We start from the raw sequence: 24847 nt of genomic DNA, 5'->3' as shown, positions 1-24847 counted from the left end.
ATGAATTTAGAAAGTATTTTTGAAAAAACCATAAAACAAAATGTGCGTTTAATAGCAGCTAGCAAGTATGTTCAAGATGAGCAAATTCGAGAGCTTTTTAAGCAAGGTGTTGTAGAGTTTGGAGAAAATCAAGTCCAAGCTTTAGCTTTAAAAAAAGAAAAACTTCAAGACTTAGAAATCAAGTGGCATTTTATAGGTAATCTTCAAAGCAATAAAATCAATCTTTTAATCAAACAAAACCCATTACTTTGGCAATCTTGTAATGGCTTAAAAAGCGCCAAAGCTGTAGATAAAAGACTTGATTATAAATTAGATACTTTATTAGAAGTAAATACTGCTAATGAAAGTTCTAAAAGTGGCATAGAGCAAAATAAAGCCATAGAAGAGTATTTGCAAATACAAGAAGAGTGTAAAAATTTAAATCTAGTAGGCATTATGTGTATAGGTTCTATGGATGAGGAAAAAGTTCAAGAAAGTTTTGAGCAAACTTTTAAAATCTATGAAAATTTACAAAAACACGGGGCAAAAATTTGCTCTATGGGCATGAGTGGGGATTTTGAACTAGCTATAAAATGTGGCTCAAATATGGTGCGTTTGGGGAGTATTTTATTTAAATAAACCCCATTTGCTTTGCTTTTTCTATCATAAAATCTGCACCATTTTCACTTTTTAACTCTTGTAAGGCTATAGATTTTTCTTCTAGTGAGAAATTTTCTACCAAATTTAAAAATTGATGTTTTTCTTCTTGAGTTAAAATTTCACATAAATTACGCTCTTTTAAATACAAAGCATTAAAATACTGATGATTTTTAGCCGCATATGGATAAGGAATAAAAATACAAGGAAGTAAATTTGCACTAAGCTCAAAAAGACTACTTGCACCTGATCTTGATATGGCTAAATCTGCTTTAGAAATTTTATCTATAATGTTTTTATCAAAGTCAAAAAGCTCTACATTGACATTTAAATCCTCATAAGCTTTTTTACATCTTTCATAATCATTCTTACCACATTGGTGAATGATATTTATGCCTTTTTCTTTAAAGTATAAAGCATTTTCTAAGGCAAGATCGTTTATAAATTTAGCCCCTTGAGAGCCACCAAGAAAAATAATATTTTTTAATTCTTTTCTCACTCTTGCTTTTTGTGAAAAAATTTCACTAATAGGATAAGGACAAAAGAAAGTATTTGCTTTATTAACTTGATCATCAAAAGCAGTAAAAAAAGCTTTAGAAAAAGGCTTTAAAAGTGAATTTAAACTTCCCATTTTTGAATTTTGCTCATGGATTAAAAGTGGGATATTTGCCATTAAAGCACCAAAAGCGCCTGGAGCACTGCTATATCCACCCACACTAAAAACTACTTTAATATTATGTTCTTTTAAAATTTGTTTTGTTTTTCTTGCAAGTTTTACAATATGCAAAAACGATTGAACCTTAGCTAAGCCTTTTTTATTAACAACGCCTTGGGAACTTAGAAAGTATTTTTTATAAAAACCATTTTCATTTTCAAACCAAAGTCTATCTTGGCCATTTTCACTTCCTATGTAAATGCATTCTATACCTTGTTTTCTTGCACTTTGCAATAAACATCTAGCTATAGCTAAATGTCCTCCTGTGCCTCCACCTGTAATTACTATCATTTATCCTCTTTATTTAGCTTTTCTTCCAAAATAGCAAGTCTTGCTTCTAATTTAGCGATTTTTTCTTCATAATCAATCTTACCATGTTTTTTAATATAAGCAGGTATACCAATAGCTGTTAAATTTGGCCCAACATCTTTTAATACAACTGCATTTGAGCCTATTTTTGCATTTTTACCTATGATAATATTGCCTAAAATTTTAGCACCAGAACCTATGATCACGCCATCTTCTATAGTAGGGTGTCTTTTGGTATTTTTATCTAAACTCGTTCCACCCAAAGTAACACCTTGATAAATCAAAACATCATCACCTATAATAGAAGTCTCACCAATCACAACCCCACTTGCATGATCTATAAATATCCTTCTACCTAAATGTGCTCCAGGGTGTAAATCAACTCCAGTAAGAAACTGAGAAATTCCACTAATAATCCTTGCTATTTTTTTAAAACCTTTTTGGTAAAAAAAATGCGCAAAGCGATAATTTACCACTGCCCAAACACCAGGATAGTTAAAAACTAATTCCACGCAAGATCTATATGCAGGATCTTTTTGCTTTGGCATAGAAAAATCTTCTTTGATTAGTTTAAAAATATTCATTTAGAACCTATGCTTTTTAAATATCCATTATCATTTAAAAATAAATAAATTTCACCCAAAATATGCTTTTTTTGATTTTCATTAACAAGTTTTGAAGCATAAATTTTTTCATTAATATTATCCATAATTGCATGAATATCATAGTCAAGATCTTCTAAGGTATCTAAAATAGATTGAGCCTCTAGCACGCTTTCTACTTCAAAACCCTTTTCATTAATACTTATACAAGCTTCGGTTGGATGTGTAAAAAGATTATGCTTCATACCAAGGACTTCTTGATAAGCTCCTACTAGGAAAAATCCTAAAAAATAATCTTCAGCTTCTACATCAATATCATGTAAAAACAAAGGATTATCTTTAGAATAAGAAATTTCTCCATCACTATCACAAGTTATATCCCATATACTTGCACTTCTTGTAGGTTTTTTATTGAGTCTATCAAGTGGCATGATAGGGAAATTTTGCTCCAAACCCCAAAAATCAGGTAAAGACTGAAATACTGAAAAATTCACTAAATATTTTTCTTGTACTTCATTTTGCAAACTCGACAAATCAGCTTGATCACCCACTAAAGAAATAGCTTTTCTCATAATCAAATGCACTAAAATTTCACTATTAGAGCGATCTTGTAAATCCACATAACCCAAATCAAACAAGGTTAAAATACTCTCCATATGATCAATACTATCATGTAAATACTCAAGCGCATTAGAAGCTTTAATGTTTTTATACAAATCATAAAGTTCATCAATAAGTTTTGGATTTTTATCTTTTAATAAAAGCTTACTTTCTGTGTATTCTTGAGAAAAAAGCTCTAAAACAGGTGCTACCAAAACAGCATGATTAGCCGCTACAAAACGCCCACTTTCTATAAAAATATCAGGCTCTAAATCTTTTTTTTGTTCTGCTATACTTTTTAAAATAAATACAACATCGTTTGCATACTCACTTAAGGTGTAATTTCTGCTTGTTTCGTTTTTAAACTGAGAGTATTCTACTGCTAAACCCCCGCCAAGATTAATAGCTTTTAAATTTTTTGCACCCATTTTTCTAAGCTCAGTGTAGATATTACCCGCTTCATTTAAAGCTTTTTTCAAAGGATGAATTTCAGTAATTTGTGAGCCTAAATGAAAATGTATCATAGTAAATTGATCTAAAAGCTTATTAGCTTTTAAAAGATTTACTGCTTCAATAAGCTCAGTGGATGTTAAACCAAATTTTGAATTTATACCACCACTTTTTGCCCAAATTCCTACTCCAGCTGAATGCAAGCGCACCCTTAAGCCTATATTTGGCTTTGGTTTAAAACGATTTTTAGCAATTTCAATCATTGCTTCAAGCTCATTAAGTCCTTCCATAGTTAAAGTGATATTATGACCCATTTCACACGCTATAAAGCCCATGTTTATAAGTTCTTTATCTTTAAAACCATTAACCGTTATAGGAGCGCCTTCATTATTATAAGCCATAGCTAGTAAAAGCTCAGCCTTACTTCCTGCTTCTAAGCCATAGTTATATTCTTTACCTAGATTAACTAAATTTTTTACAAAACCTGGGTATTGATTGACTTTTAAAGGATATACAGCATTAAAAGAACCTTTATAATTAAATTCTTTTTTTGCTTTAGCAAATTTATCATAAATTTGCTCAATTTGCTTATGGATTAAATGAGGAAAACGAAGCAATAATGGCCCCTTATAACCATCATCACGCAAAGTATTTACTATATCTATAATGGCAGGTTTTTTACCATGATTTACACATACTTTGCCATTTTCGATAATAAAATTATTCGCACCCCAAATATTAATACCATAATCAATCATAACTCATTCTCCAAATTTGCTAATTTTATATTTTTATTTTCTTTACTATCTAAATTTTTATAAAAAATCTCTTCTTTTTGCATTTCATCTTCACCTATACATAAAAAGATTTTAGCATTAGCATTATCTGCTTGGTTTAAATGCTTTGCAAGTTTTTTTGCTTCATAACTTAAATATACCTTATGTTTTTTTCTTAAAGTATTTGCTAATTTAAAAATAGTATCTATATAAGCTTCATCCATAGCACAAAGATAAATTCCTTCTCTTGATTTTACGCTTTGTTTTTGCTCTAAAATGGCCATAATCCTTTCTATACCCATAGCAAAACCCACGCCATAACCACTTTTACCATCTAAGTATTCAATCAATCTATCATACCTTCCACCACCTGCCACAGCAGCCTTTGCACCGATTTCATCGCTAACAAACTCAAATGCACTTTTAGAATAATAATCAAGCCCGCGTACTAATTTCTCATCACATTCAAACTCAACATCATTTTCTTTTAAAAGTTTTTGTAATTTTTCATAATCTTTTTTACAACATGGGCATAAATTTTCACTTAGTTTTGGTGCATTTTTGATTAAACTTTGACAATGATCATTTTTACAATCAAGCACTCTAATAGGATTTAAGTCTTTTCTTCTTAAGCAATCCTCACAAAAACCTTCTTTAGAATTTAAAAAAGCTATGAGTTTTTCTTTATATACACCCATACATTCTTTACAGCCTAAAGAATTAATTTTCAAACTTGTATGAATTTCTAAGCGTTTAAAAATTTCATTTAGCATTAAAATAATACTCGCATCCTCATACACACTTGCTATACCAAAGCTTTCTACTCCAAATTGATGAAATTCACGTAATCTTCCTTTTTGTGGCCTTTCATAGCGAAACATAGAGCCATGATAAAACCATCTTTTAACACTTTGAGCCTTGTCCATTTTAGCTTCTATGTATGATCTTACCACCCCAGCTGTCCCTTCAGGCCTTAAACACACATCATTGCCTGCTTTATCAACAAATTCATACATTTCTTTGCCAACTATATCAGAGCTTTCTCCAACACTTCTTTTAAAAAGCTTAGTAAGTTCTAAATGCGGACAATTAATAAAAGTAAAACCATAGTTTTTAGCTACTTTTTCACAAGTTTTTACCACTTTTTCATAAAGAGTAGCTTGATCATCTTGTAAATCTTTCATTCCTTTTAAAGCATTAATCATCTATAAAATCCTTAATTTTTTCATGTAAAATTTCAATACTCAAAGAAGCATCTAATTTTAAAATTTTTATATCTATCTTAGTTTTTAAAAACTCTAAAGTTTCTTCTAGGGCATTTTGTATATTTAAAAAATATTCAACCCCTCTTTTTTCAATACTATCTAGATCTTTTTTAGAAAGTCTTTGTTCAATAAGCTCTTTAGAGCCATGCAAAAACACAACCTTTTGCGGAAAAACCCCGCCTGTGGCAAAAGAATTTAACTCAAATAAAATATTTTGATCAAAATCACATCTTGCATAAGCCATATTAGAAACAAAACTACGATCTGAAATGATAAGTTTGTTTTTATTTTGTGCTAAATGCATGTCGATTAAATTTGCTCTATCTGCTAAAAAAAGCAAAAGCTCAGCTTTTTTAGAAAAATGTATTTTGCTTTCTAATAAAATTTTTCTCAAATGCACTCCAAGCTCACTTCCACCTGGTTCTTTAGTAAAAAATGCATTATGAAAATATTTTTTTAAAAGTTCTATCTGTGTGCTTTTACCCACACAATCAACCCCTTCAAAAGCTATATACAATCTCTCTCCTTTAATAAAGGTATAATTTCTTTTGGCACAAGCTTGCTCACATCACCATTATGAGCACAAATTGATCTTACTATGGAGCTTGAAATAAAAGAATTTTTTAAATTTGGCATAAGATATATAGTTTCAAAATCTTCCCAAAGCATGTGATTTGCATAGCCAAGTTGCAATTCATACTCAAAATCACTCACCGCTCTTAAGCCTCTTATAATGATATTTATTTGCAAATTTTTAGCAAGATCTACTAGTAAGTTATCAAAAGTTGTAATTTTAACATTTTTTAAGTCTTTTGTAGCAATTTTTACCATTTTTTCTCTATGCTCTAAGCTAAACATAGGCTTTTTACTCTCACTTTTAGCTATGGCAACAACTACTTCTTCAAACATCTTGCTAGCTCGAACGATCACATCTAAATGTCCATTAGTGATAGGATCAAATGTCCCTGGGTATATACAACTAGCCATCACTGCCACCTTTGATATAAATTATGCTCAATATTTGCTAGATCAAGCCATTTTCCTATGATAAATTCATATAATTTTTCCAAATTATCAATCTTAGCATAACTTGCCATTACAGGAGGAGCAATGATAACTCCATAGCTAGAAAGTTTAGCCATTTGTTCTAAATTTAAAGTAGAATAGGGCATTTCCCTTACCCCAAGTATGAGTTTTTTGCGTTCTTTTAAAGCCACTCCTGCAGCTCTTGTAAGTAAAGTATCATTTATACCACAAGCAATTTTTGCCAAAGTATTAATCGAGCAAGGCGTGATAAAAGTCGTTTCTATACCAAAAGATCCACTTGCAACGCATTGACTAATATCTTCATTATCTAAAAAATTTACATGTTCAAGTTCAAATTTATCTTTTATGTGTTGCAAAAAGTCTATATTTTCTAAAGGAGAATTTTCTTTTGTAAAGCTTATTTTTGCATTTTTACTCACAATGGCATAAATTTGCCCTTTTTCTTTTAAATGTTTTAACAATAAAAAACCAAGTTCACAAGAACTAGCCCCGCTAATACCTACTAAAATTTTTTTCATTTTAGCTCCACATAATTTTTACTAATAACTTTACCATGCACGACTTTTCCATCTTTGTTTTTAAGGCGAATTCTTTGGCTTAAATTCCCGCTTTGTAAGGCTTTTAATTCTATTATCATGCTTAAATCCCCATCTTTGATAACCCCGTAAACAGAATCATTTCTTTGTATAAGGGTTTTGGTTTTAAACATATTATATTTTAAAATCATATTTTCTCTTATATTACTTTTGGCTATTAAATTTGCGATTTCATCTTTTTTTAATACACCTTGGGGAGCTTTATCAAAAGGAATTTTTAAAATTTTAAAACTAGCAGGACTTAAATTTTCATTACGCGCGATAGGGCGCGTGGTTTGTAAAACTTCCAATTTTGCCTTTAAAAAATACTTAAAAAATATATTTTTTTTAAACTGCTCTGGAGTTTTAAATTCAGCCTTTACAAAACCATCTGCTCTATCAAAATTATGATTACCTAGTTTTAAAAAAATGTATTGATTAAAATCAGCAGGTAAACTTGATTGAGTATTAAGATCTAAAGAAATGATTTCTAGTTGCGGATAATTTGTCTTAAATTCTTTAATCAAAGCTAATTTTACTTCATCAAAATTCGAAGCAAAGCTTAAAGTATAGAAAAATAAAAACAATATAATATATCTCAAATAATACAACCTCTGTAATAAATTTAAACTAATATATCATACATAAAAAAAGTTTGAATTTAGTTGAAAATTGCTAAAATAAATGGAATAAAATTTGCTTGTAAAAATGCAAGATTGAAGATTGAGGGCAAAATCTAAACCTTAAGGAATGCCTAATGAGTATATTTAGTATAAATGATAATTCCTCTTATGGTTCTATCATTTCACAAACAAAAGCAAATAAAGAAAATAAAACAAGTTCAAAAACAAATTTTGCAAATACTTTTGTTAAACAAAATGCTAGTAAATTAATTGAAATTCAAAGTAATAATACTCAAACATTAGCACTCAATGAAACAATATTAAATCAAAATAGTATTAAAAGCGATTCTCCTAATTATCATATATCAAGCGATTTTAAAAATTCTATTTATGCTTTAAAATATAGACAAGCTAATAATCCTGCTTCTATGGCTTATGGTTATAGTGTTGATTCTAGTGGCTATATGGGTAGTGATTTTAACAAAGCAGCGGGATTACCTGAAGATTTTAAGATACATAAATCTACTTTAGATGAGTTGTATAGAGTAGCTGAAAACAATCCTATTATTGCGGGCGAAAAAGAATATCTAGGCATTTCAAATTACTATACAAACATAGATATGGCTGATACTATAAGACAATATTATAATATTTTTTCTAGTGCTTTAGATCAAAATTTTCCAAATGATAAAATAAGCTTTAGTGAAGCAGATATTAATTCTATGCCAAAAGGTTATGCTATTGATGGGTTTTATAATGGATATGGCATAGGCTTTCAACATTCAGACACAATAAGAAATAATGATATACGCATTAAATTCTTGGCAGATTATTCTGATGTAAAAATTTCAAATGTATATAAAACATCAGAGCAATTTAATGAGGCAAATAATATTTATGATGATTCTTGGGGGTTAATCACAGGTATCAAGCCCGAAACTCTAGGACTATCTATGAAAGACTTAAACAACATCAATAAAGGCGGTGAGTATGAATTCAAGCCTGATATGTCTGTTTATCCGAAAAATGAAGATGGGAGTTATCCTAAAGAAGCTTTATTTATGAGTTTTTTAAAATCTCAAGAAGGGCGTATTTTATATAGCCCGAACACCACTTTAAACCCAAAAGCACAAATGCATAATGCAGTTAGAGCAAAAGAAAGCTTTGGAAGCCCAAGTATGCACTTGGATGATATAATGACAAAAAAAATCGATTTTCAATCTTTGTTTAAGTATTATGCTGAAGAAAGTTTTCAAAACATACATCTTTATCTTTATGAACATGGAATTTCAAAAAATGAAGCAATGGGAAATTCTCAATTAGACTTCGACATGAAAAAATATTTTGCTAATGGTTGGAAACCACAAAGCAACACAATTAATTCTTATACAAATTCTATAATGGATAGATTAAATAATCTCATGAGTCAAACTAGGGTGTAAAAAATGGAGCGGGAAACGAGATTCGAACTCGCGACCCCAACCTTGGCAAGGTTGTGCTCTACCCCTGAGCTATTCCCGCATTTTGAAAGTAGAGTGTGATTTTATCAAAACTTTATTTTATTGTCAAGTTTTTAAAATTAAGGAATGTTTTTTGCTTATAGTTATTAAATTTTAAAAAAGGAGTTCTCATGCAAGTAAATGATAAAAATAGCCCGTTAGCCCTAAATAATATGACAAAAATCAAAGAAAAAAACACATCTTCAGATGAATTTCAAGCTACACTTAATGCACTTAAAGATAAAGAAGAAAAAGAGTATAAAAAAGATAGCAACAATGCTTTTAGTAATACAGATTTAAATATAGGTTCGATTTCTAAAGATTATAGCGTATATGCTTGGGAGAAATTACGTCAAAGTAAATACCAAAAAAATGAAGAAAATATCTTAAATAATCTTTTTAAAACCTTAGATAAAGCAAGAAGTTAATCATTCAAAATAGGGTAGTGTAATACCCTATTAAATTTTTAAAACTTTAATTTCTTGATCTTTTGCTAATTTTGTGTCATCTATTTGCGTGATTAAAATATGCGTGTTTTCACATAAAGGTTTTAGCATACCTGAGCCAAATTTAGCTTCACTTGGTTTAAAATACCCATCGACTAATTTTCCAAAAGCAAAATCATTTCTTTGGCCTTTGAAATTTAAATCTTTAGTCAATCTTGCTTTATCAAATTCCAAAAGTTCTTTACCATAAAGTAAATTGAGTATATTTTTTGCAAAAATATGTGTTGAAACTAAAGAGGCCAAAGGATTTCCTGGTAGGGCTAGAAAAAGCATATCGCTTTTGCTAAAAAGTTTTACATGCTTGCAAAGTTTAGCATTTACTTTTTCAAAAATAGGGCTAAAATCACACTCAAGCAAAGCTTGTTTGATAAAATCAGCCTCACCCACGCTAGCTCCACCACTGCTTATAAGCATATCAAATTCTTTATTTTCTAAAAGCTTTTTATATGCATTTAAATCATCTTTTATAAGTCCTAAATATTCAACATCAGCATAATCTTGCAAAATAGCATAAATTCCAAAAGCATTTGCATTATATATACTGTATTCATCAGCATTTTCCCAAGGCTCTACAAGCTCATCTCCACTTGAAAAAATCCCAATACGCATTTTCTTAACTACTTTTAGCTCATAAATTCCTTGAGCAGCAAGCATAGCTATCATACCTGAGGTGATTTTTTGTCCCTTTTTAAACAAAAGCTCTCCAAGCTTTGCTTCCTCGCCTTTAAAACGGATGGCATTGTTTTCTTTAGCGTTTTTAGCATTGAGCTTTTCATCTTCAAGCAAAGCTTCTTCAAACATTAAAATGGTATTTGCATTTTGAGGAATTTTAGCCCCTGTCATGATTTTATAGCATTCATTTTTTTCTATAATATAATCATTTTTATCGCCTGCTAAAATGCTTCCTTTTATTTCTAGCAATTCATTCTTATGTGTATAATTTAATGCATAACCATCTAGGGCTGAATTATCAAAAGCTGGTAGGTTTTTTTTCACAAAAACATCTTCATATAAAATACACCCCAAAGCTTGCGTCAAATTTACTCTTTGAAATTCATTTTTTGCTTTGATTTGTTCTTTTAAAAAATCTAAAGTTGCAAAAATATCTCTCATTCTTCAAGCCTTCTTATACTTGCACCTAGTTTTTTAAATTTTTCTTCTAAATTTTCATACCCTCTATCAAGATGATAAATTCTATGAATTTTACTAGTTCCTTTAGCTGCTAAAGCCGCTAAAATCAAAGCAGAAGACGCACGCAAATCAGTAGCCATAACATCAGCCCCCAAAAGCTCTTTAGTGCCATTTATAGTAGCAATATGCCCGTTTAATCTTATATCAGCTCCCATTCTTAAAAGCTCACTTACATGCATAAAACGATTTTCAAATAATCTCTCATCAATAATACTTGTGCCATTTGCTTTTAAAGCTAAAGCCATAAATTGTGCTTGCATATCCGTTGGAAAGCCTGGGTATTCGCTAGTTAAAATTTCAACTGGTTTGATTTCTTTAGCAGGATTTATACTAATACTATCTTCATTAATATCAAAGCTAAAACCCATTTGCTCTAGCTTTGCCAAAACTGCACTAAGATGGCTTGCATTGACTTTTTTTAGAGTGATTTTTGAGTTAGTGATAGCTCCTGCACACAGATAAGTTCCTGCTTCAATACGATCAGGAATGATTTCAAAAGGTTTAAATTCTAAAAGCTCTCCACTTGTGCCATAAATTTCAAGCTCAGAAGATCCTATGCCTTGTATATCAAGCCCAGCTCTAGCTAAAACCTCACAAAGTTGCACCACTTCAGGCTCTTTAGCGACATTTAAAAGTCTAGTTTTACCATGAGCTAGGGCTGCTGCCATGATGATATTTTCACTACCTGTAACAGTGATTTTATCAAACATCACATCAGCACCTTTAAGCCCTCCACTAGCTACTACATAACCTTGTTTAATCTCAATATTAGCTCCCATTTTTTCTAAAGCTAAAAGGTGTAAATCAATAGGGCGTTGGCCTATAGCACAACCTCCTGGTAAAGAAACTTCACAATTTCCAAATCTAGCTAGTAAAGGCCCTAAGGTAAGTATAGAAGCACGCATTTTACGCACGATGTCGTATTTTGCTATGGTTTTATTTAGATGTTTTGTATTTATTTTCGCAAAATTGTCTTTAAAAGTATAATTTGCTCCTAAGTTTTCAAGCAAAGAAAGTAGGGTACAAATATCTGCTACATTTGGTAAATTTGAAATTTGCACTTCATTTTTAGCTAAAATACTTGAAGCTATCAAAGGAAGCGCAGCGTTTTTTGCACCGCTTATTATCACTTCTCCATTTAACTTTTCAACACCATCAATCTCTAAATAAGTCATTAATTTTCCTTAAAATATATACATAATGATATAATAATATTTTACTACAAATATTATATAAATTAATAAGATTAAAGGTGTTATTTGGACTTTTTTGAGCTCTTGAAGTGGCATTTTTCTTTGAGTACTAAGCTTATCATAATAAAATATGGCTTGTTTTTAATCATGGGTTTAGCTAGTTTATTTGCTTCTTTTTTGCTTTTTGTATTATTACAAGGAAATATCCCAAAACATGATTTTTCTTTAAATTCCTTTTAGCTATGAGCGCGATTGTGTTTATAGATACAATAGGGGCTTTTAGCTAGCATGATAGCTTGTATAAAACCTGTGGCTGCTGCTTTTGTGAGTTTTTTATTTTTAAGGGCTATTTATGGCATGATTGATCTTTTTGCTTTGGTTATTCTTAGTGTATTTTTAAACGCTAGAAAGCATTAAAATCATTGCATACTTTGCATAGCTTGATCTAGCATTTGCATTATCCTTGCATATATACTTTGCATTTGCGAATTTAAACTTTGAATTTGAGAATTGATCATTTGAGCTTTTTGTGGATCTTGGCTTGATTGTAATTTAGCATTTAATTCTGCTATTTTAGCTTGTATTTTAGAAAGTTCTTTATAAAGTTTACTTAACTCATCTTCTGATTTTTCTCCATTTTGACTTTCTTTAACGCTTTTTTCAAGCTCTTTTATACCTTGAGTGAATTTAAACTCTATAAAATTCTTATTTTCTTTGCTTTCTTTTTCTTCTTTTTGAGTGTTTAAAACATAAGGATTAATTTTACTAATATAATCATTTATTTGCATGATATATCCTTTCTTTAAGGATATATCGGATTTTTTTATAAAAATTTAAGTTCTATCGTGAAGTTTTTTTGCTACTTCTGCGGCTAATTTTAGCTTTTCATTATCAAAATGTGTGTAAATTCTTGAAGTATTTAAACTTGCATGACCTAGTGCTTCTTGGACTAAAACTAAATCTTTTTGCTTTTTATAAAGTAGGGTAGCAAAAGTGTGTCTTAACATATGAGCTCCGTTTTTTTGCTTGCGAATTCCTGCTTTAAATAAAATTTGTTCTACTATACGCGAAATATAAGCTTGGGTTAGGGCTTTACCATTGCGATTGACAAATAAAAGTCCATCACAAGAAAGATAATTTACTCTTACATCTTTTAAAAGATGTTCTATAAGCTCTTTTTTAATCATCACAACGCGATATTTATTGCCTTTAGCTCTAATGCGTATAATATAAAGATCATTTTCTTCGCTAATATCTTTTAATTTTATATTAATAGCCTCACTAACCCTAATTCCTGTAAAAATGATGATTTTAATAATCAAACGATTACGTATGGTATTACTTTTAAAATCTGTATTATCAATAGCATCTAAAAATTTACTCACTTCATCTTCGCTCATATACTCAGGCAGTTTAACTCCTTTAGAGCCACTTACACCTGCCCAATTTTTAAGGTTGATATCAAAAATATGTGCTTTTTGATCTTCTTCGTTTTGTTTATCTAAAAATGCAAAAAAATTAATCACAGCTATACGATAATTTTTTTTACTCGCATCAGATAAAGAAGCGCTAATACTTGCTAAAATTTCCACTAAAAGCTCTTCATCAATTTGTTTTAGCGAATAAAGCTTGTAAAACAACAAATATTCATAAAGTTTTTTCAAAGGATTAAAATACGTATTTACACCGCTAAGTCCTGCATTTCTTGCTTTTTTTACATAAGCATCAAGCTCTTGTATATTTTTAACACCCTTACTTAGAGCTAAATTTACTACAGCCAAGACTTGAGGGTCTTTTAATTCCTTATTTGATAAAGAATTAAGCTTAAATTTCACATACCTACAAAGCCAAAATAAAAATGACTTTTCAAAATTTTCTTCACAATCTAGAGGATATTTCATCACTCATTCTCCAAGGCTTTCAAAGTAGCCATTTTAGCATGGATATAAGCACTATCAAATAGTTTTTTAGAGCTTTCTTTTACAATCAATCCAAGTTCAGTGCAACCCAAAATAACTCCTTGAACTTGTGGAAATTGAGCAATCAAATTATCTAAATATTTTTTTGAGTCCTTATTTATAACACCTTTACAAAGCTCATTGAAAATAATATCATTAAGCTTTAAAATATCATCATTTTTGGGAATAAAAACTTCAATCTTTGAGTTAATTAAAAGTTGTTTATAAAAATCTTCTTGCATAGTGTATTTTGTCCCTAACAATAATACTTTATTGATATTTTGCTCTTGAAGCTCTAAAAGCATAGCTTTAGCTATATGTAAGATAGGAATTTGAATATTTTTTTGTATATTTTCATAACATTTATGCATAGTATTAGTACAAATTAATATAAAATCAACTCTGCATTTTTGCAAAAGTAGGGCATGTTGGGTTAAAATTTCACTTGCTTTTTGCCAATCATTCTTACGTTGGCATTCTTCTATTTCTTCAAAATCAACACTAGTTAAAACTATCTTAGCACTGTGTAATTTTCCTAATTTTTCATTTGTTAATTTATTGATTATTTCATAATAGCTAAGTGTGCTTTCATAACTCATTCCACCTATTAAACCTATGGTTTTCAAACTTTTTTCCTTTAAAATTAATATAAAAATTATAAAAAAATCTTACTTAAAAAATATCAAGCTATAATTATAAAAACAAAATAGGGTGATGACATGTTTTTTAAGAAAAAAACCATACAAAAGCAAGTAAACCAAAACAATATTTCAAAACAAGATAATACTTTAAATAATGACTTTGCACAAGAAAAAAGACTTTATGAATTTAGAGAAAATATGAAAAAACTTAGCAAAGATGAAAATAGTGCTAAACTTTTAGCAAAACAACTTTCAAGATTAATCCTAAAATCCAAATAAAACCAAAAATTCCATACAAGCTAAACTTTTGTATTAATTTCTTTTTTTACTCATCATTTTAACTTTTTTAGTCTATAAAAATATTTTAACTTAAACTTAATATATATGTAAAATTATATGATAAATAATAAAATCTTGAAATTATATATATTTTGTATTGAAAACTATAATTTTCAAACTTTTATATTTATCTACACTTTCATAAGTAAAATATATTTTAAAATATCTATATTATAGTATTTTAAAGCATTTTAATTTTTGAGTGAACATAACTTATCCATAAAAAAATAAGTATAATTTTTTGAAAAATATTATAAGTTATTTTATGTAGCTATGAAAGACTAAAGATGTATATTTTTTATTTAAACTAAATTTTAGTTTGTATTTTTGCTTAAATAAAATTGAAGTTTAAAAATGTAGATTAGTTATTTTCTTGACTTTTAGGATAATCAAAAAATACAACTTCTCCGCTGTGTTCTTTTATGTCTTTAAATTCTTTTATATCAAATTGCATACATAAAATAGCAGAAGTTGGAAAGTTTTCTAAGTCTATATGAGCTAAATATTCACAAAGTTCTTGCAATAAAGGATTATGCATAATTAGCACTACCCTACTCTCTTTTAATTCTTTTATAAATTTTAATACATCTTCTAAATTACCATCATAAAAGTTTTTTTCTATCTTAATATCTTTTTCTTTTAAAGAAAAACTTTTGCAAAGTTTTTGTGCTGTTTTTATACAACGCCTAGCAGGACTTGAAATAATGCTTTGAGCTTTAAATTCTAAATCTTTAATCCTATAAATCATAGTCTTTAGATCATCTTTTCCACTAGAACTAAGCTCTCGTTGTAAATCTTGTTCGCAGTTTTCTTTTTGAGCCTTGGCATGACGGATAAAATAGATATATTTCATCTTATAACCTTAAATTTACCCAAAACATATCCACATATAAAGCCAAAAATATGTGCATACCAAGCTATATTTACACCCATAAAAATAGGTACAAAACTCATTAGTAATATAGCTACGATAAGTCCTTTAGTGGCAGTTTTATCCAAATATGCATAATATCCCATTAAAACACATATAGCACCACTTGCACCCACTATGTTTACAAAACTGCCATCAAAGCTTAAATACACATAAAAAACACTAAGCAAAGAGCAAAGAATTCCGCCAATTAAGTAAAGCAAAGCAAATTTAAAGCTTTTTAAGTATTTTTCCAGCATAGAGCCAAATTGAAAAAGCACTATCATATTTAAAATCAAATGAGGCCAATTTCCATGCATAAACATTGAGCTTAGAATTTGCCAGTAAAATCCTTGAAAGAAAAATAAATTTAAACCTAAAATAGCATCTAAATTTAAAGATCCAAAATAAAGATAATTCACAAAGACAAATATCACAATATTTAAAGCGATTAAAAAAGAAGCTATCATTACCCTACTTTGTATTTTTAATAATTATAACAAAAAGCTATTTAAATTCTAGCTTACACATAAAATTCACACTAATAAGATACAATATCGTCAAAAAATAAAATAAGGTTAAAAATGAAAAAACTAGCTTTTGCTTTTTTGATCACTCTAAATACCCTTAATGCAGGTATAGTTATAGCACCTGATTCTTTACCGGTAAATATCAAACAATTTATCAAAGATTATTTTAATGCAGAAATAGGCCTAGTAGAACAAGATGGTTATTCTTATGAGATTTATTTAAGCGATGGAAGCGAGATTGAGTTTTCACTTAATGGAGAATTTAAAGAGGCTGAAAATTTTAGCTCGTTAAATTATGCGATTTTACCTTTAACAATACAAAATACCATCAAAAATATCTACCCTAATACAGCAATCATAGAAATAGAAAGAAAAATTTCTTATTATAAAATCAAACTAAACAATCAAATGAAGCTTTACATAGACGATAATGGAACAATTTTAAGACAAAAATTTGATGATTAAATGCTTATTTGATTTTACTCAAATAAGCAAGTTTTGAATTTTTCTTCCAAAAAGGTTTTAATTCATCAAAACTTATAAAAACTTCAACTGCTCCTGTTGAATACGGAGCTATCTCATAAGGTTCCCATATAAAATTTAATCCATCTTTTCTTACTTCAAAAATTTCACTCATTTTAAGTTCTTTAATATCAAATAATTCATTTTCACTGTATAAACTTAAAATCTTTTGCTTAATCATATTCTGAAAATCTTCACTTTCTATTTTTAACTCATTTTTTATATTTATAAGTTTCATATCATCAATACTATAAGTTTTTCTTAAAAAATTAGTCATACCATGAGCGCCACCTTTATATTCATAAATATTTTTTCCTAAAGAGATAATATGCTCATCTTGGTAAAACATATAAGCTTGAGAAAAAAACTCATTATTAGAAATGTTTTCTTTACTCCATTTTTCGAAGCTTTCTTTTGCTTTTTGTTTTAATGAATTTTTATCTAAATTCTCATTAAAGTCATCAATAATTTTATTTAATTTTTCATTTTTACTTGTTAATTTTAAAATATCCTCACTAAAGTCAAATTCTATAGTTTTATTAGCATCTAGTTGTTTTTGTTCTTTAAGTGATAGCTGATTAATCATCGTATTTGTCTTGCTGGCTAAAAAACTAAATTCTTTTTTTACTTCATCTATTTTACATAAAGCATCAAATTTATTTTTATGCATATCTTTTAAAACGCAAGTTCCAAAATCTGCTATATCTATATAATACTCATCATTCTTAGCACTACCCCAAAAACTGTATTGTTTTTGTTTTGTTTGGACAAAACCATAACTAGTGTTACTTTTAATGGAACTATATAAGTGAATATCAAATTCCTTTCCTTTTAAAATATTTAATGTAAATGTATTTTCATTATATGCATATAAACTCACACATAAACCTAAATTTAATATTATTTTTTTAATCATTCAATCCCCTCTTCTTGTGTTCTTATAATTAAACTTTTTGGTAGTTTAAAATACTCAATCCATTCTTGTTCTTTTTGTCTCATTTGTCCTTGATCTACCTCATGATCATAACCTTGCAAATGAAGCATAGCATGTATAAAAAGCAATGCCATCTCTTCTTCGTTGCTGTGTTTATATTCCATTGCTTTTTTACTTACTTCATCTAAATTTATCACAATACTGCCAAGCAAATTTTCACAATTTTGCACTAAAGGAAAAGACAAAACATCTGTAGTTTTATCTACTCCTCTTTGGTTAAGATTAATTTCATGCATGGTTTTTTCATCTACTAAAACAAGTTCTATATTTTGATCACTCATTTTTTGAGCAATTTTTTCAAGAAAAGAAATATCCATTTCTTCTTCGCAAAAAATCATTATTATCCTTTTGATTTTATAATTTCAAATTATATCAAAATTAAGGAAAAGTATGAAAAAAGCTCTTTGTATTATAAGTGGTGGTATGGATAGTACTTTATGTGCATATTTAGCCAAAAAAGAAGGATATGAAATCATTGCTTTGCATTTTGATTACAATCAACGCACCATGCTTAAAGAAAGAGAATGTTTTAATAAAATTTGTGAAAAACTTAATATAAAAACAAAATATATTTTAGATGTTTCATTTATAGCAAATATTGGTGGTAATTCTTTAACGGATTTAAATTTAGAAATTCCTAAAGAAAAGCTACACGAAAAAGAAGTTCCAAATACTTATGTTCCTTTTAGAAATGGCATTTTTTTATCTATTGCAGGAGCCATAGCTGAAAAAGAAAAATGCGAAAGTATTTTCATAGGAGTAGTGCAAGAAGATAGCAGTGGTTATCCTGATTGTAGTGCAAATTTCATACAAAAAGCAAGTGAGTTTATCAATGAAGGCACAACAAAAACTTGTAATGTTACAATTAAAACCCCATTAGTTCATCTAAGCAAAGGACAAATAGTTGAATTAGCCTTAAAAGAAAAGGTAGCCTTAGAATACACTTGGTCTTGCTATGAAAGAGAAGATAAAGCTTGTGGTAAATGTGATAGTTGTTTATTAAGATTAAAAGGTTTTAAAGAAGCCCATATGAAAGATTTTATAGAGTACATTTAAAATTTACTTTCATTTTATTTTTGTTTGTATAATAGATTTTACAAATTAAAAAAGGAGAATTAATGAAAAAAATACTACTTGGTTCATTTTTAGCTGCTTCAATTTTAGCAAGCAATGCTTTAAGTAAAGAATTTATTCTAGATAAAGCTCATACAAATGTAGCTTTTAAAATCAAGCATTTACAAATTAGTAATGTAAATGGAAATTTTAAAGACTATGATGCAGTGGTTGATTTTGATAGTACTAAATTTGAATTTAATAAACTTCAAGCAAATGTAAAAGTTGCTTCTATAAATACTGAAAATAAAGCAAGAGATGCCCATTTACAACAAGATGATTTTTTCAAAGCAAAAACTCACCCAAACATCACTTTTACTATGAGCAAATATGAAAAAATTTCTAATGAAAAAGGTAAGATGTATGGCTCTTTAAATATTGCTGGTGTAAGTAAAGATATTGTTTTAGATACTGAAATTGGTGGGGTTATTAAAACAGATAGTGGTAAAGAAAAGGCGGGATTTACTTTACAAGGACAAATTAAAAGAAGTGATTTTAAATTTGCTCCAGATACCTCTAGCTTGACACTTAGCGATGAAGTGCAAATAAATATAGAAGCAGAAATTAACGAAAAATAATTTAAAAAGCATTTTACATTAAAGTAAAATGCTTTTAATTTATTTAGCTAACCAACCTTCTTTTTCCCATACTTTTTGCGCTTCTTTGCTTTGTGTAAATTCTATAAATTCAGTTACTTTTGGATTTTTTAAACCTTTTTGTGTTGGTACTATTTCAGCAGCTCTATAAATAATTGAGTTTTTATCTGCTTTTATAAATTTATTTTCTTTCTCACCAACTGCTTTAATCCAATGTGTCCAAATAATTAAAGCATCGATATTTGGATTATTTTTCCACTCATCAACTGCTGCTTTTGAATTCTTAGCATACACTTTGATGTTTTTTCTAAGTTTTTCTAGGTTTTCGATTTTTCCTGTTTTTAAAGCCATATCTTCATACAAGCCAACCTGCCCTGCTCCATCAACTACCATAACATTAACACCATCTTTTAAAAGGTCTTCAAATTTTTTAATTTTTTTAGGGTTATTAGCTCTTACTATCATACCTGATCCTCTAGCATTTAAAACCTGAACATCTTGTATTTTGATTTGTTTTGACATAGCTTTAACAAATCCATCCATCATAGATGTGTTACCAGAATAAATGATATCAGCATCCATTTTGGCTTGTTTGATCCATTTAGGTGTTGGCCCTGCATTAACGATAACTTTTTCTCCGCTTTTTGCCTCAAATTGTTTAGCAAGTTCTTTTAAAACAGGAGCTGGACCGCCTGGGCCATAAACTAAAATTTCAGCATTCAATGCAGCTGCAGCAAATAAACTTAAAAATAAAAATTTTTTCATATTTTTCCTTTAAATTAATAAAATAAAATTAGAAATATAGCTTTTTAAAGTATATATTTTTTTAATCAAATAAATTAATATTTTTTTCATAGACAAAAAAACATTCTAAAAAGTCTTCTATGTTTTCTTTTATCAAGCAATATCTAAAGTCAAGAAAATTTTTTAATTCTTTTAAATTTGTATAAGAAAAATCACAAAATAAAGAATTTTTTAATGCGGTTTTAAAACCCTTAGTGTCTTGAAGTTTTTGTGCTATAAAGTCAAAATCCTCATCATTTTCCACGAGTAAAATCACCCTAGAGCTACCTCCAAAAACACAAATTTCATTTTTTGAGTTTAAAAAATAGGCTTTAAAAAGTTCTAATTTTTTATCATTAAAACTAAAGGGTAATTTTTGACTTTCTATAAATTCAATAAAACTAGCAAAAATATCTGCATAAAAAAATGCAAATTTTAAATCTTTAAAATACAAATTTTTACAAAGTAAGCTCGTTTGAAATAAAGATTTTGAGCCTAAAATTTCATATTTACAAGCTTTTAAGGTATGAAAATTTGATTTTAATTTTAAAATAAATTTTTCATCATCAGAACAAAAGAAAGTTTTTTCTTTAGAATTTTTTAAAAGATCAAAATCTAATAAAATATTTGAATTTAAGACTTTAAAATTAAAGGCTTTTGCAAATTTTAATTCTACATGATTGCAATATATAAATTCATAAGATTTTTCTTCACATAAAAATCTAAAAAGCCTAAAAATAGCTTCTTCAAGATCATCAACTTGAAGATAAAACACATCTTTATCTTCAAGATTTAATTTCTCCTCGCTTACTATAACATAAGCTCCAAGTTTTATAGCAAAACTAGCTTGTTCATTATTCTTAGCAAAAAATACACTTGCTTGTTTGACTTTGTTTAAATCTATACTAAAATCATAAACACTAGAAGTTGCTCCATAGTTTAAAACTTGAGCATTAATAAGCTCAATAAAATTAGAAATATTCATCTAGCCTATTAAAGCTCCATTTTCGATAAAGCTTTGTGGGCTAATTAAAACTAATTTACCATTTTTTTCTGCACTTAAAATCATACCTTGGCTTTCATGGCCAAAAATTTTAGCTTTTTTTAGATTGGTAATGACACAAACTTGCTTACCTATTAACTCACTAGCTTTATAAAATTTAGCAATACCCGAAAGCACTTGTCTTAGTTCGCCATTTTCAAGTTCAAGTTGAAATTTTAAAAGCTTTTCACTGCCTTCTATATTTTGACAATCTTTTACTAGTGCTACTTTAATTTCAATTTTTTTAAAATCATCAATTTTAATTTGAGCTAAACTTGGCTTCTCTTCTACTTTTTCTTCTTTTTTGTTTTCTTGGGTTAATTCAACTTTTGGAAATAAAGCTTCACATGCACTTGATTTTAAATCGCATAATTGATTATTTAAAATTAGTTTTTGATAGTTTTCGTTTGAAATTTCAAAATTTAAAGCTTTGGCGATTTTTAAAGCTGTTTTTGGCATAGCAGCTGAAAGTAAAATAGTAACTTTTGTTAAAATATTAGCACATAAAGCTACTAAGGCATTAGCTTTTTGCATTTGATCATTTTTAATTAAATTCCAAGGCTCATACCTACTAATACTTAAATTTGCTAAAGATAAAGCCTTAAAAAGCTCTTCTAAATAGCGATTTGGCTGGATATTTTCTAAAGCATTGATTGCATTATCTAAATACTCTTTACATTCATTTAATTCTTGATTAAAATACAAATTCACATCTTTACAATCAATAATATTTTGAGAATACTTAGCACTCATACCGATAATTCTGTTTAATAAATTTCCAAGCTCATTGCTTAATTCTGCATTGATTCTAGTGATTAATGCTTTTTGTGAAAAATCCCCATCATTGCCAAAAGGAACTTCTCTGAGTAAAAAATATCTAAAAGCTTCTAAACCAAAAGTATCTGCTACTTCTTTAGGTGCTACTACATTGCCTTTAGATTTGCTCATTTTTTCACCATCTTTAGTCCACCAGCCATGCGCTGCTACAAATTTAGGCAAAGGGAGTTCTAAACTCATCAAAAACGCAGGCCAATACACCGCATGAAAACGCAAGATATCTTTACCTACAAAATGAATATGAGCAGGCCATAGATCCATATTTTTATCATCAAGTCCATAACCCAAAGCACTCACATAATTCATCAAAGCATCAAGCCAAACATATACCACATGTTTTTCATCATTTAGTTCTTTTGGAAGCTTTATACCCCATTCAAAACTCGTTCTTGTAATAGAAAGATCTTTTAAACCACCTTCTACAAAGTGGATTAATTCATTGGCCTTATTTTTAGGTAAAATCGGCTCTTTTTCTTTATACCATTTAAGAATTTGATCTTGATATTTAGAAAGCTTGAAAAAATAACTTTCTTCTTTTAAAAGCTGTGTTTTTTTACCACAATCTGGACAATGACACTCATTTACAAGCTGAGTTTGGGTAAAATAGCTCTCACAAGAAACACAATAAAAGCCTTCATAAGTTCCTTTATAAATATCACCTTTATCAAACATTTTTTTAAATGCTTTTTGTACGCTTAATTTGTGATTTTCATCTGTAGTTCTAATGAAATAATCATAAGAAATCTCAAACTCATCCCAAAGTTTTTTAAATTTAGCACTAATTTCATCTGCATATTCTTTAGGGGTAAAATTTCTAGCACTAGCAGCTTGCTCTATCTTTTGGCCATGTTCATCTGTACCTGTTAAAAAGAATGTTTTTTCTCCTTGCAAGCGATAAAATCTAGCCAAAGTATCTGCTATAATCGTAGTGTAAGCATGACCAATGTGTGCCACATCATTTACATAATATATCGGAGTAGTAATATAACGCATTTTAAACCTTTAATTAAAAATCAAATCCACCTTCTTTACCTTTAGACATACTCTTATAAACTGCATCAATATACTCTTTTCTTAAAGAGCACTCAAAAATCATAGAGCAAGGTAAACAAGATTTTAAGTTTTTATCATTTTGACAAGCTTGAAGTTCGTTTTTTTTAACTTCTAAAGCTAGTTCAAATTCATCTTTAACTTCAGTCATTAAAGCCCTTTATAAGCTTGTTTTAGTTTTTCAATTTCATATTTTGAGCCCAAAAAGCATGGTGTACTTGCATGGATTTTTTCAAATTCTAAATCAAGTAAAGAGTTATTTTCTCCATTAGTAGAAAGCCCTCCTGCTTTTTCAAAAATAAAAGCAAAAGGAAATACCTCAAAATATGCTCTTAATTTTCCATTTGGTGCATCGCTTGTTGCGGGATATGAAAATAATCCTCCACCTTTGAGTAAAATTTGGTGTAAATCACTCACCATAGCACCTGAATATCTTAAGCGATATCCTTCATCAAATAAAGCTTTTATAAAAGCTCTATGAGTATTTGACCAATTTTTTTGTGTCCCACCACTTGCATTTAATTTGCCTTTTTCGTTTAATTTTAAATCCTTAACAAAAATAAATTCATCATTTTCATTTAACCTATAAAGCTTAGGAGTATCTATGCATACTATAAGCTCTAAGCGCACACCATAAATAGCATAAACTGCTGCTTTTAGATTTTTTACACTAGCTTCTTGCTCATAAATAGCAAAAATAGAACCTATAGCAAAATTTACATCTACCAAAGATGAGCCATCTAAAGGATCATAAGCAACAATGTATTTTTCATTTTCATTGATTAATAATTGTTCTTGCTTTTCCTCGCTAATTAAGCTTTTTATACCTTTGCTTTGCTTTAAAATTCTAGTGATAATCTCATCGCTTTTTACATCAAGTTTTAATTGATTATCTCCGGTTGCATTTTGAGAAGTAGTATAATCGAAATCTTTTAAATATCTAAGTTCTTTTGAAATTTCAATCACTGCTTTTTGTATATCGTTAATTAATTCTTGCATATTTTACCCCTATACTTTTTTTGAATTTTTTAATATAAAATCACAAATACTTTCTAAATCATCCAAATAAAGCCAAGTTAAATTTTCATTTTCGATTTTCTCATAACTTGCAATAGCCTTAGAATAAGCAAAATAGCTCTCATCTACTTCTTTGCAAAAAACACTAATTCTTGGCATATCTAAGGTTTTTAAGCCCTCTATAAATAAAAAATCAAAATCCCCTAGTTTAGAAATAGCTTCATCTAAAGTGCTTGGAGAATGTGTAAATAAAGTTGTCCTCGTAGGACTTAAAACCATTACATCAGCACCGCTTTGAAAAAATTTAAAACTATCTTTTTTTGCTATATCAAAACTTGCTTTATCTTTTGGATCATGTTTTATAATACATACTTTATAATTTTGCTCCATAAAATACTTAGCAACTTGAGTTATTAAAGTTGTTTTACCTGAATTGGAAGGCCCGCTAAAAGCCATTGCTAATCTTTTCATAACTTCCTTAAATCAAAGAAAATAAACAAAATTATATCTTTTTAAAAGTTAAAAGCT

At 28.7% G+C, this 24847-nt stretch carries 32 protein-coding genes and 1 tRNA gene; 9 read left to right on the top strand and 24 right to left on the bottom strand.

Going from position 1 to position 24847, the window contains the following annotated elements; translation table 11 throughout:
* Entirely contained in the window at window positions 1–618 is a 618-nt protein-coding gene (locus L8V79_RS04205) for a YggS family pyridoxal phosphate-dependent enzyme (RefSeq protein ID WP_263702604.1), read from the top strand.
* Here the strand turns inward: L8V79_RS04205 and murG are convergent.
* Genes murG through flgA form a run of 8 tightly spaced genes read right to left on the bottom strand, consistent with a single transcriptional unit; the run spans window position 611 to window position 7577 of the window.
* The gene (gene murG, locus L8V79_RS04200; protein ID WP_263702603.1) at window positions 611–1642 is read right to left on the bottom strand and encodes an undecaprenyldiphospho-muramoylpentapeptide beta-N-acetylglucosaminyltransferase; all 1032 of its coding nucleotides are present in this window, start codon (window positions 1640–1642) and stop codon (window positions 611–613) included. The two genes, L8V79_RS04205 and murG, sit on opposite strands and share 8 nt — an antisense overlap.
* Complete coding sequence (cysE, locus tag L8V79_RS04195; RefSeq protein WP_263702602.1) at window positions 1639–2244, bottom strand: serine O-acetyltransferase; 606 nt, start codon at window positions 2242–2244, stop codon at window positions 1639–1641. Before cysE ends, murG begins: the two co-directional genes overlap by 4 nt.
* Window positions 2241–4070: a biosynthetic arginine decarboxylase gene (gene speA / locus L8V79_RS04190; RefSeq protein WP_261545203.1), complete on the bottom strand. Its 1830-nt coding sequence runs from the start codon at window positions 4068–4070 to the stop codon at window positions 2241–2243. Before speA ends, cysE begins: the two co-directional genes overlap by 4 nt.
* A complete protein-coding gene (gene hisS, locus L8V79_RS04185) occupies window positions 4067–5293 on the bottom strand; it encodes a histidine--tRNA ligase (RefSeq protein WP_263702601.1) in 1227 nt (408 codons plus the stop codon). Before hisS ends, speA begins: the two co-directional genes overlap by 4 nt.
* A complete protein-coding gene (gene tmk, locus L8V79_RS04180) occupies window positions 5286–5870 on the bottom strand; it encodes a dTMP kinase (RefSeq protein WP_263692455.1) in 585 nt (194 codons plus the stop codon). The genes hisS and tmk overlap by 8 nt, the downstream gene beginning before the upstream one ends.
* On the bottom strand, window positions 5861–6340 hold the full coding sequence (gene coaD / locus L8V79_RS04175; protein ID WP_263682282.1) for a pantetheine-phosphate adenylyltransferase: 480 nt from the start codon (window positions 6338–6340) through the stop codon (window positions 5861–5863). The genes tmk and coaD overlap by 10 nt, the downstream gene beginning before the upstream one ends.
* The gene (locus tag L8V79_RS04170) at window positions 6340–6918 is read right to left on the bottom strand and encodes a UbiX family flavin prenyltransferase (protein WP_263702600.1); all 579 of its coding nucleotides are present in this window, start codon (window positions 6916–6918) and stop codon (window positions 6340–6342) included. The genes coaD and L8V79_RS04170 overlap by 1 nt, the downstream gene beginning before the upstream one ends.
* Window positions 6915–7577: a flagellar basal body P-ring formation chaperone FlgA gene (gene flgA, locus L8V79_RS04165; RefSeq protein ID WP_258108646.1), complete on the bottom strand. Its 663-nt coding sequence runs from the start codon at window positions 7575–7577 to the stop codon at window positions 6915–6917. The genes L8V79_RS04170 and flgA overlap by 4 nt, the downstream gene beginning before the upstream one ends.
* Window positions 7578–7732: 155 nt before the next feature.
* Between flgA and L8V79_RS04160 the strand changes: the two genes are divergently transcribed.
* Window positions 7733–9040: a Cj0814 family flagellar-dependent secreted protein gene (locus L8V79_RS04160; protein ID WP_263671948.1), complete on the top strand. Its 1308-nt coding sequence runs from the start codon at window positions 7733–7735 to the stop codon at window positions 9038–9040.
* 4 nt (window positions 9041–9044) lie between these two features.
* Here the strand turns inward: L8V79_RS04160 and L8V79_RS04155 are convergent.
* Window positions 9045–9119: transfer RNA gene (locus tag L8V79_RS04155), tRNA-Gly, on the bottom strand.
* A 109-nt stretch (window positions 9120–9228) separates the two neighbouring features.
* On the opposite strand from L8V79_RS04155, the gene L8V79_RS04150 reads away from it, so the two are divergent.
* Complete coding sequence (locus L8V79_RS04150; protein WP_039668370.1) at window positions 9229–9525, top strand: invasion antigen C; 297 nt, start codon at window positions 9229–9231, stop codon at window positions 9523–9525.
* Between the two features lie 30 nt (window positions 9526–9555).
* On the opposite strand, the gene L8V79_RS04145 is transcribed toward L8V79_RS04150, so the two are convergent.
* A complete protein-coding gene (locus tag L8V79_RS04145) occupies window positions 9556–10716 on the bottom strand; it encodes a molybdopterin molybdotransferase MoeA (RefSeq protein ID WP_263671947.1) in 1161 nt (386 codons plus the stop codon).
* Window positions 10713–11969, bottom strand: coding sequence for a UDP-N-acetylglucosamine 1-carboxyvinyltransferase (murA, locus tag L8V79_RS04140; RefSeq protein WP_047208267.1), 1257 nt, complete (start codon window positions 11967–11969; stop codon window positions 10713–10715). The genes L8V79_RS04145 and murA overlap by 4 nt, the downstream gene beginning before the upstream one ends.
* A gap of 84 nt (window positions 11970–12053) precedes the next feature.
* Between murA and L8V79_RS04135 the strand changes: the two genes are divergently transcribed.
* Together L8V79_RS04135 and L8V79_RS04130 are read left to right on the top strand one after the other, a co-directional pair.
* Window positions 12054–12227 carry a hypothetical protein gene (locus L8V79_RS04135; protein WP_263702599.1) on the top strand — a complete coding sequence of 58 codons (174 nt, stop codon included), beginning with the start codon at window positions 12054–12056 and terminating at the stop codon, window positions 12225–12227.
* A gap of 48 nt (window positions 12228–12275) precedes the next feature.
* Complete coding sequence (locus tag L8V79_RS04130) at window positions 12276–12404, top strand: hypothetical protein (RefSeq protein ID WP_257938740.1); 129 nt, start codon at window positions 12276–12278, stop codon at window positions 12402–12404.
* Between the two features lie 2 nt (window positions 12405–12406).
* Here the strand turns inward: L8V79_RS04130 and L8V79_RS04125 are convergent, their stop codons facing one another.
* Genes L8V79_RS04125 through L8V79_RS04115 form a run of 3 tightly spaced genes read right to left on the bottom strand, consistent with a single transcriptional unit; the run spans window position 12407 to window position 14571 of the window.
* Entirely contained in the window at window positions 12407–12775 is a 369-nt protein-coding gene (locus L8V79_RS04125; RefSeq protein ID WP_039618247.1) for a hypothetical protein, read from the bottom strand.
* A gap of 45 nt (window positions 12776–12820) precedes the next feature.
* Window positions 12821–13888: a tyrosine-type recombinase/integrase gene (locus tag L8V79_RS04120; protein ID WP_263702598.1), complete on the bottom strand. Its 1068-nt coding sequence runs from the start codon at window positions 13886–13888 to the stop codon at window positions 12821–12823.
* The gene (locus tag L8V79_RS04115) at window positions 13888–14571 is read right to left on the bottom strand and encodes an aspartate/glutamate racemase family protein (RefSeq protein ID WP_263702597.1); all 684 of its coding nucleotides are present in this window, start codon (window positions 14569–14571) and stop codon (window positions 13888–13890) included. The genes L8V79_RS04120 and L8V79_RS04115 overlap by 1 nt, the downstream gene beginning before the upstream one ends.
* 93 nt (window positions 14572–14664) lie before the next feature.
* Here L8V79_RS04115 and L8V79_RS04110 point away from each other — a divergent pair, with 93 nt between their 5' ends.
* Window positions 14665–14865, top strand: a complete 201-nt coding sequence (locus L8V79_RS04110; protein ID WP_263702596.1) for a molybdenum cofactor biosynthesis protein — start codon at window positions 14665–14667, stop codon at window positions 14863–14865.
* 421 nt (window positions 14866–15286) lie between these two features.
* Here L8V79_RS04110 and L8V79_RS04105 read toward each other — a convergent pair whose 3' ends face one another.
* Together L8V79_RS04105 and L8V79_RS04100 are read right to left on the bottom strand one after the other, a co-directional pair.
* Complete coding sequence (locus L8V79_RS04105) at window positions 15287–15778, bottom strand: phosphohistidine phosphatase (protein WP_039618241.1); 492 nt, start codon at window positions 15776–15778, stop codon at window positions 15287–15289.
* A complete protein-coding gene (locus L8V79_RS04100; protein WP_263702594.1) occupies window positions 15775–16305 on the bottom strand; it encodes a rhomboid family intramembrane serine protease in 531 nt (176 codons plus the stop codon). Before L8V79_RS04100 ends, L8V79_RS04105 begins: the two co-directional genes overlap by 4 nt.
* Before the next feature lie 114 nt (window positions 16306–16419).
* Here L8V79_RS04100 and L8V79_RS04095 point away from each other — a divergent pair, with 114 nt between their 5' ends.
* Window positions 16420–16830: a PepSY-like domain-containing protein gene (locus L8V79_RS04095; RefSeq protein WP_263663340.1), complete on the top strand. Its 411-nt coding sequence runs from the start codon at window positions 16420–16422 to the stop codon at window positions 16828–16830.
* A 4-nt stretch (window positions 16831–16834) separates the two neighbouring features.
* On the opposite strand, the gene L8V79_RS04090 is transcribed toward L8V79_RS04095, so the two are convergent.
* Together L8V79_RS04090 and ybeY are read right to left on the bottom strand one after the other, a co-directional pair.
* Entirely contained in the window at window positions 16835–17803 is a 969-nt protein-coding gene (locus L8V79_RS04090; protein ID WP_263702592.1) for a DUF3298 and DUF4163 domain-containing protein, read from the bottom strand.
* Window positions 17800–18219, bottom strand: coding sequence for an rRNA maturation RNase YbeY (gene ybeY / locus L8V79_RS04085; protein WP_263702591.1), 420 nt, complete (start codon window positions 18217–18219; stop codon window positions 17800–17802). The genes L8V79_RS04090 and ybeY overlap by 4 nt, the downstream gene beginning before the upstream one ends.
* 52 nt (window positions 18220–18271) lie before the next feature.
* On the opposite strand from ybeY, the gene queC reads away from it, so the two are divergent.
* Together queC and L8V79_RS04075 are read left to right on the top strand one after the other, a co-directional pair.
* Window positions 18272–18937, top strand: a complete 666-nt coding sequence (gene queC, locus L8V79_RS04080; RefSeq protein WP_263679388.1) for a 7-cyano-7-deazaguanine synthase QueC — start codon at window positions 18272–18274, stop codon at window positions 18935–18937.
* 62 nt (window positions 18938–18999) lie between these two features.
* Window positions 19000–19572 (top strand): YceI family protein, encoded by a 573-nt coding sequence (locus L8V79_RS04075; RefSeq protein ID WP_263663344.1) that lies wholly within the window; start codon window positions 19000–19002, stop codon window positions 19570–19572.
* Window positions 19573–19611: 39 nt separating this feature from the next.
* On the opposite strand, the gene L8V79_RS04070 is transcribed toward L8V79_RS04075, so the two are convergent.
* From L8V79_RS04070 to mobB, 6 genes are all read right to left on the bottom strand, one after another.
* The gene (locus L8V79_RS04070; protein WP_263702590.1) at window positions 19612–20355 is read right to left on the bottom strand and encodes a substrate-binding domain-containing protein; all 744 of its coding nucleotides are present in this window, start codon (window positions 20353–20355) and stop codon (window positions 19612–19614) included.
* A gap of 61 nt (window positions 20356–20416) precedes the next feature.
* On the bottom strand, window positions 20417–21358 hold the full coding sequence (locus L8V79_RS04065) for a hypothetical protein (protein ID WP_263679386.1): 942 nt from the start codon (window positions 21356–21358) through the stop codon (window positions 20417–20419).
* A complete protein-coding gene (metG, locus tag L8V79_RS04060; protein ID WP_263702589.1) occupies window positions 21359–23245 on the bottom strand; it encodes a methionine--tRNA ligase in 1887 nt (628 codons plus the stop codon).
* 13 nt (window positions 23246–23258) lie between these two features.
* The gene (locus L8V79_RS04055; RefSeq protein WP_263702588.1) at window positions 23259–23453 is read right to left on the bottom strand and encodes a hypothetical protein; all 195 of its coding nucleotides are present in this window, start codon (window positions 23451–23453) and stop codon (window positions 23259–23261) included.
* Window positions 23453–24301, bottom strand: coding sequence for a class 1 fructose-bisphosphatase (locus L8V79_RS04050; RefSeq protein WP_263702587.1), 849 nt, complete (start codon window positions 24299–24301; stop codon window positions 23453–23455). The genes L8V79_RS04055 and L8V79_RS04050 overlap by 1 nt, the downstream gene beginning before the upstream one ends.
* A gap of 9 nt (window positions 24302–24310) precedes the next feature.
* Entirely contained in the window at window positions 24311–24790 is a 480-nt protein-coding gene (gene mobB, locus L8V79_RS04045) for a molybdopterin-guanine dinucleotide biosynthesis protein B (protein WP_257938731.1), read from the bottom strand.
* Window positions 24791–24847 lie beyond the last annotated feature (57 nt).

Source organism: Campylobacter sp. IFREMER_LSEM_CL2194, assembly GCF_025771685.1.
Taxonomy (GTDB): domain Bacteria; phylum Campylobacterota; class Campylobacteria; order Campylobacterales; family Campylobacteraceae; genus Campylobacter_D.
This window is presented reverse-complemented; position numbering and strand designations above follow the sequence as displayed.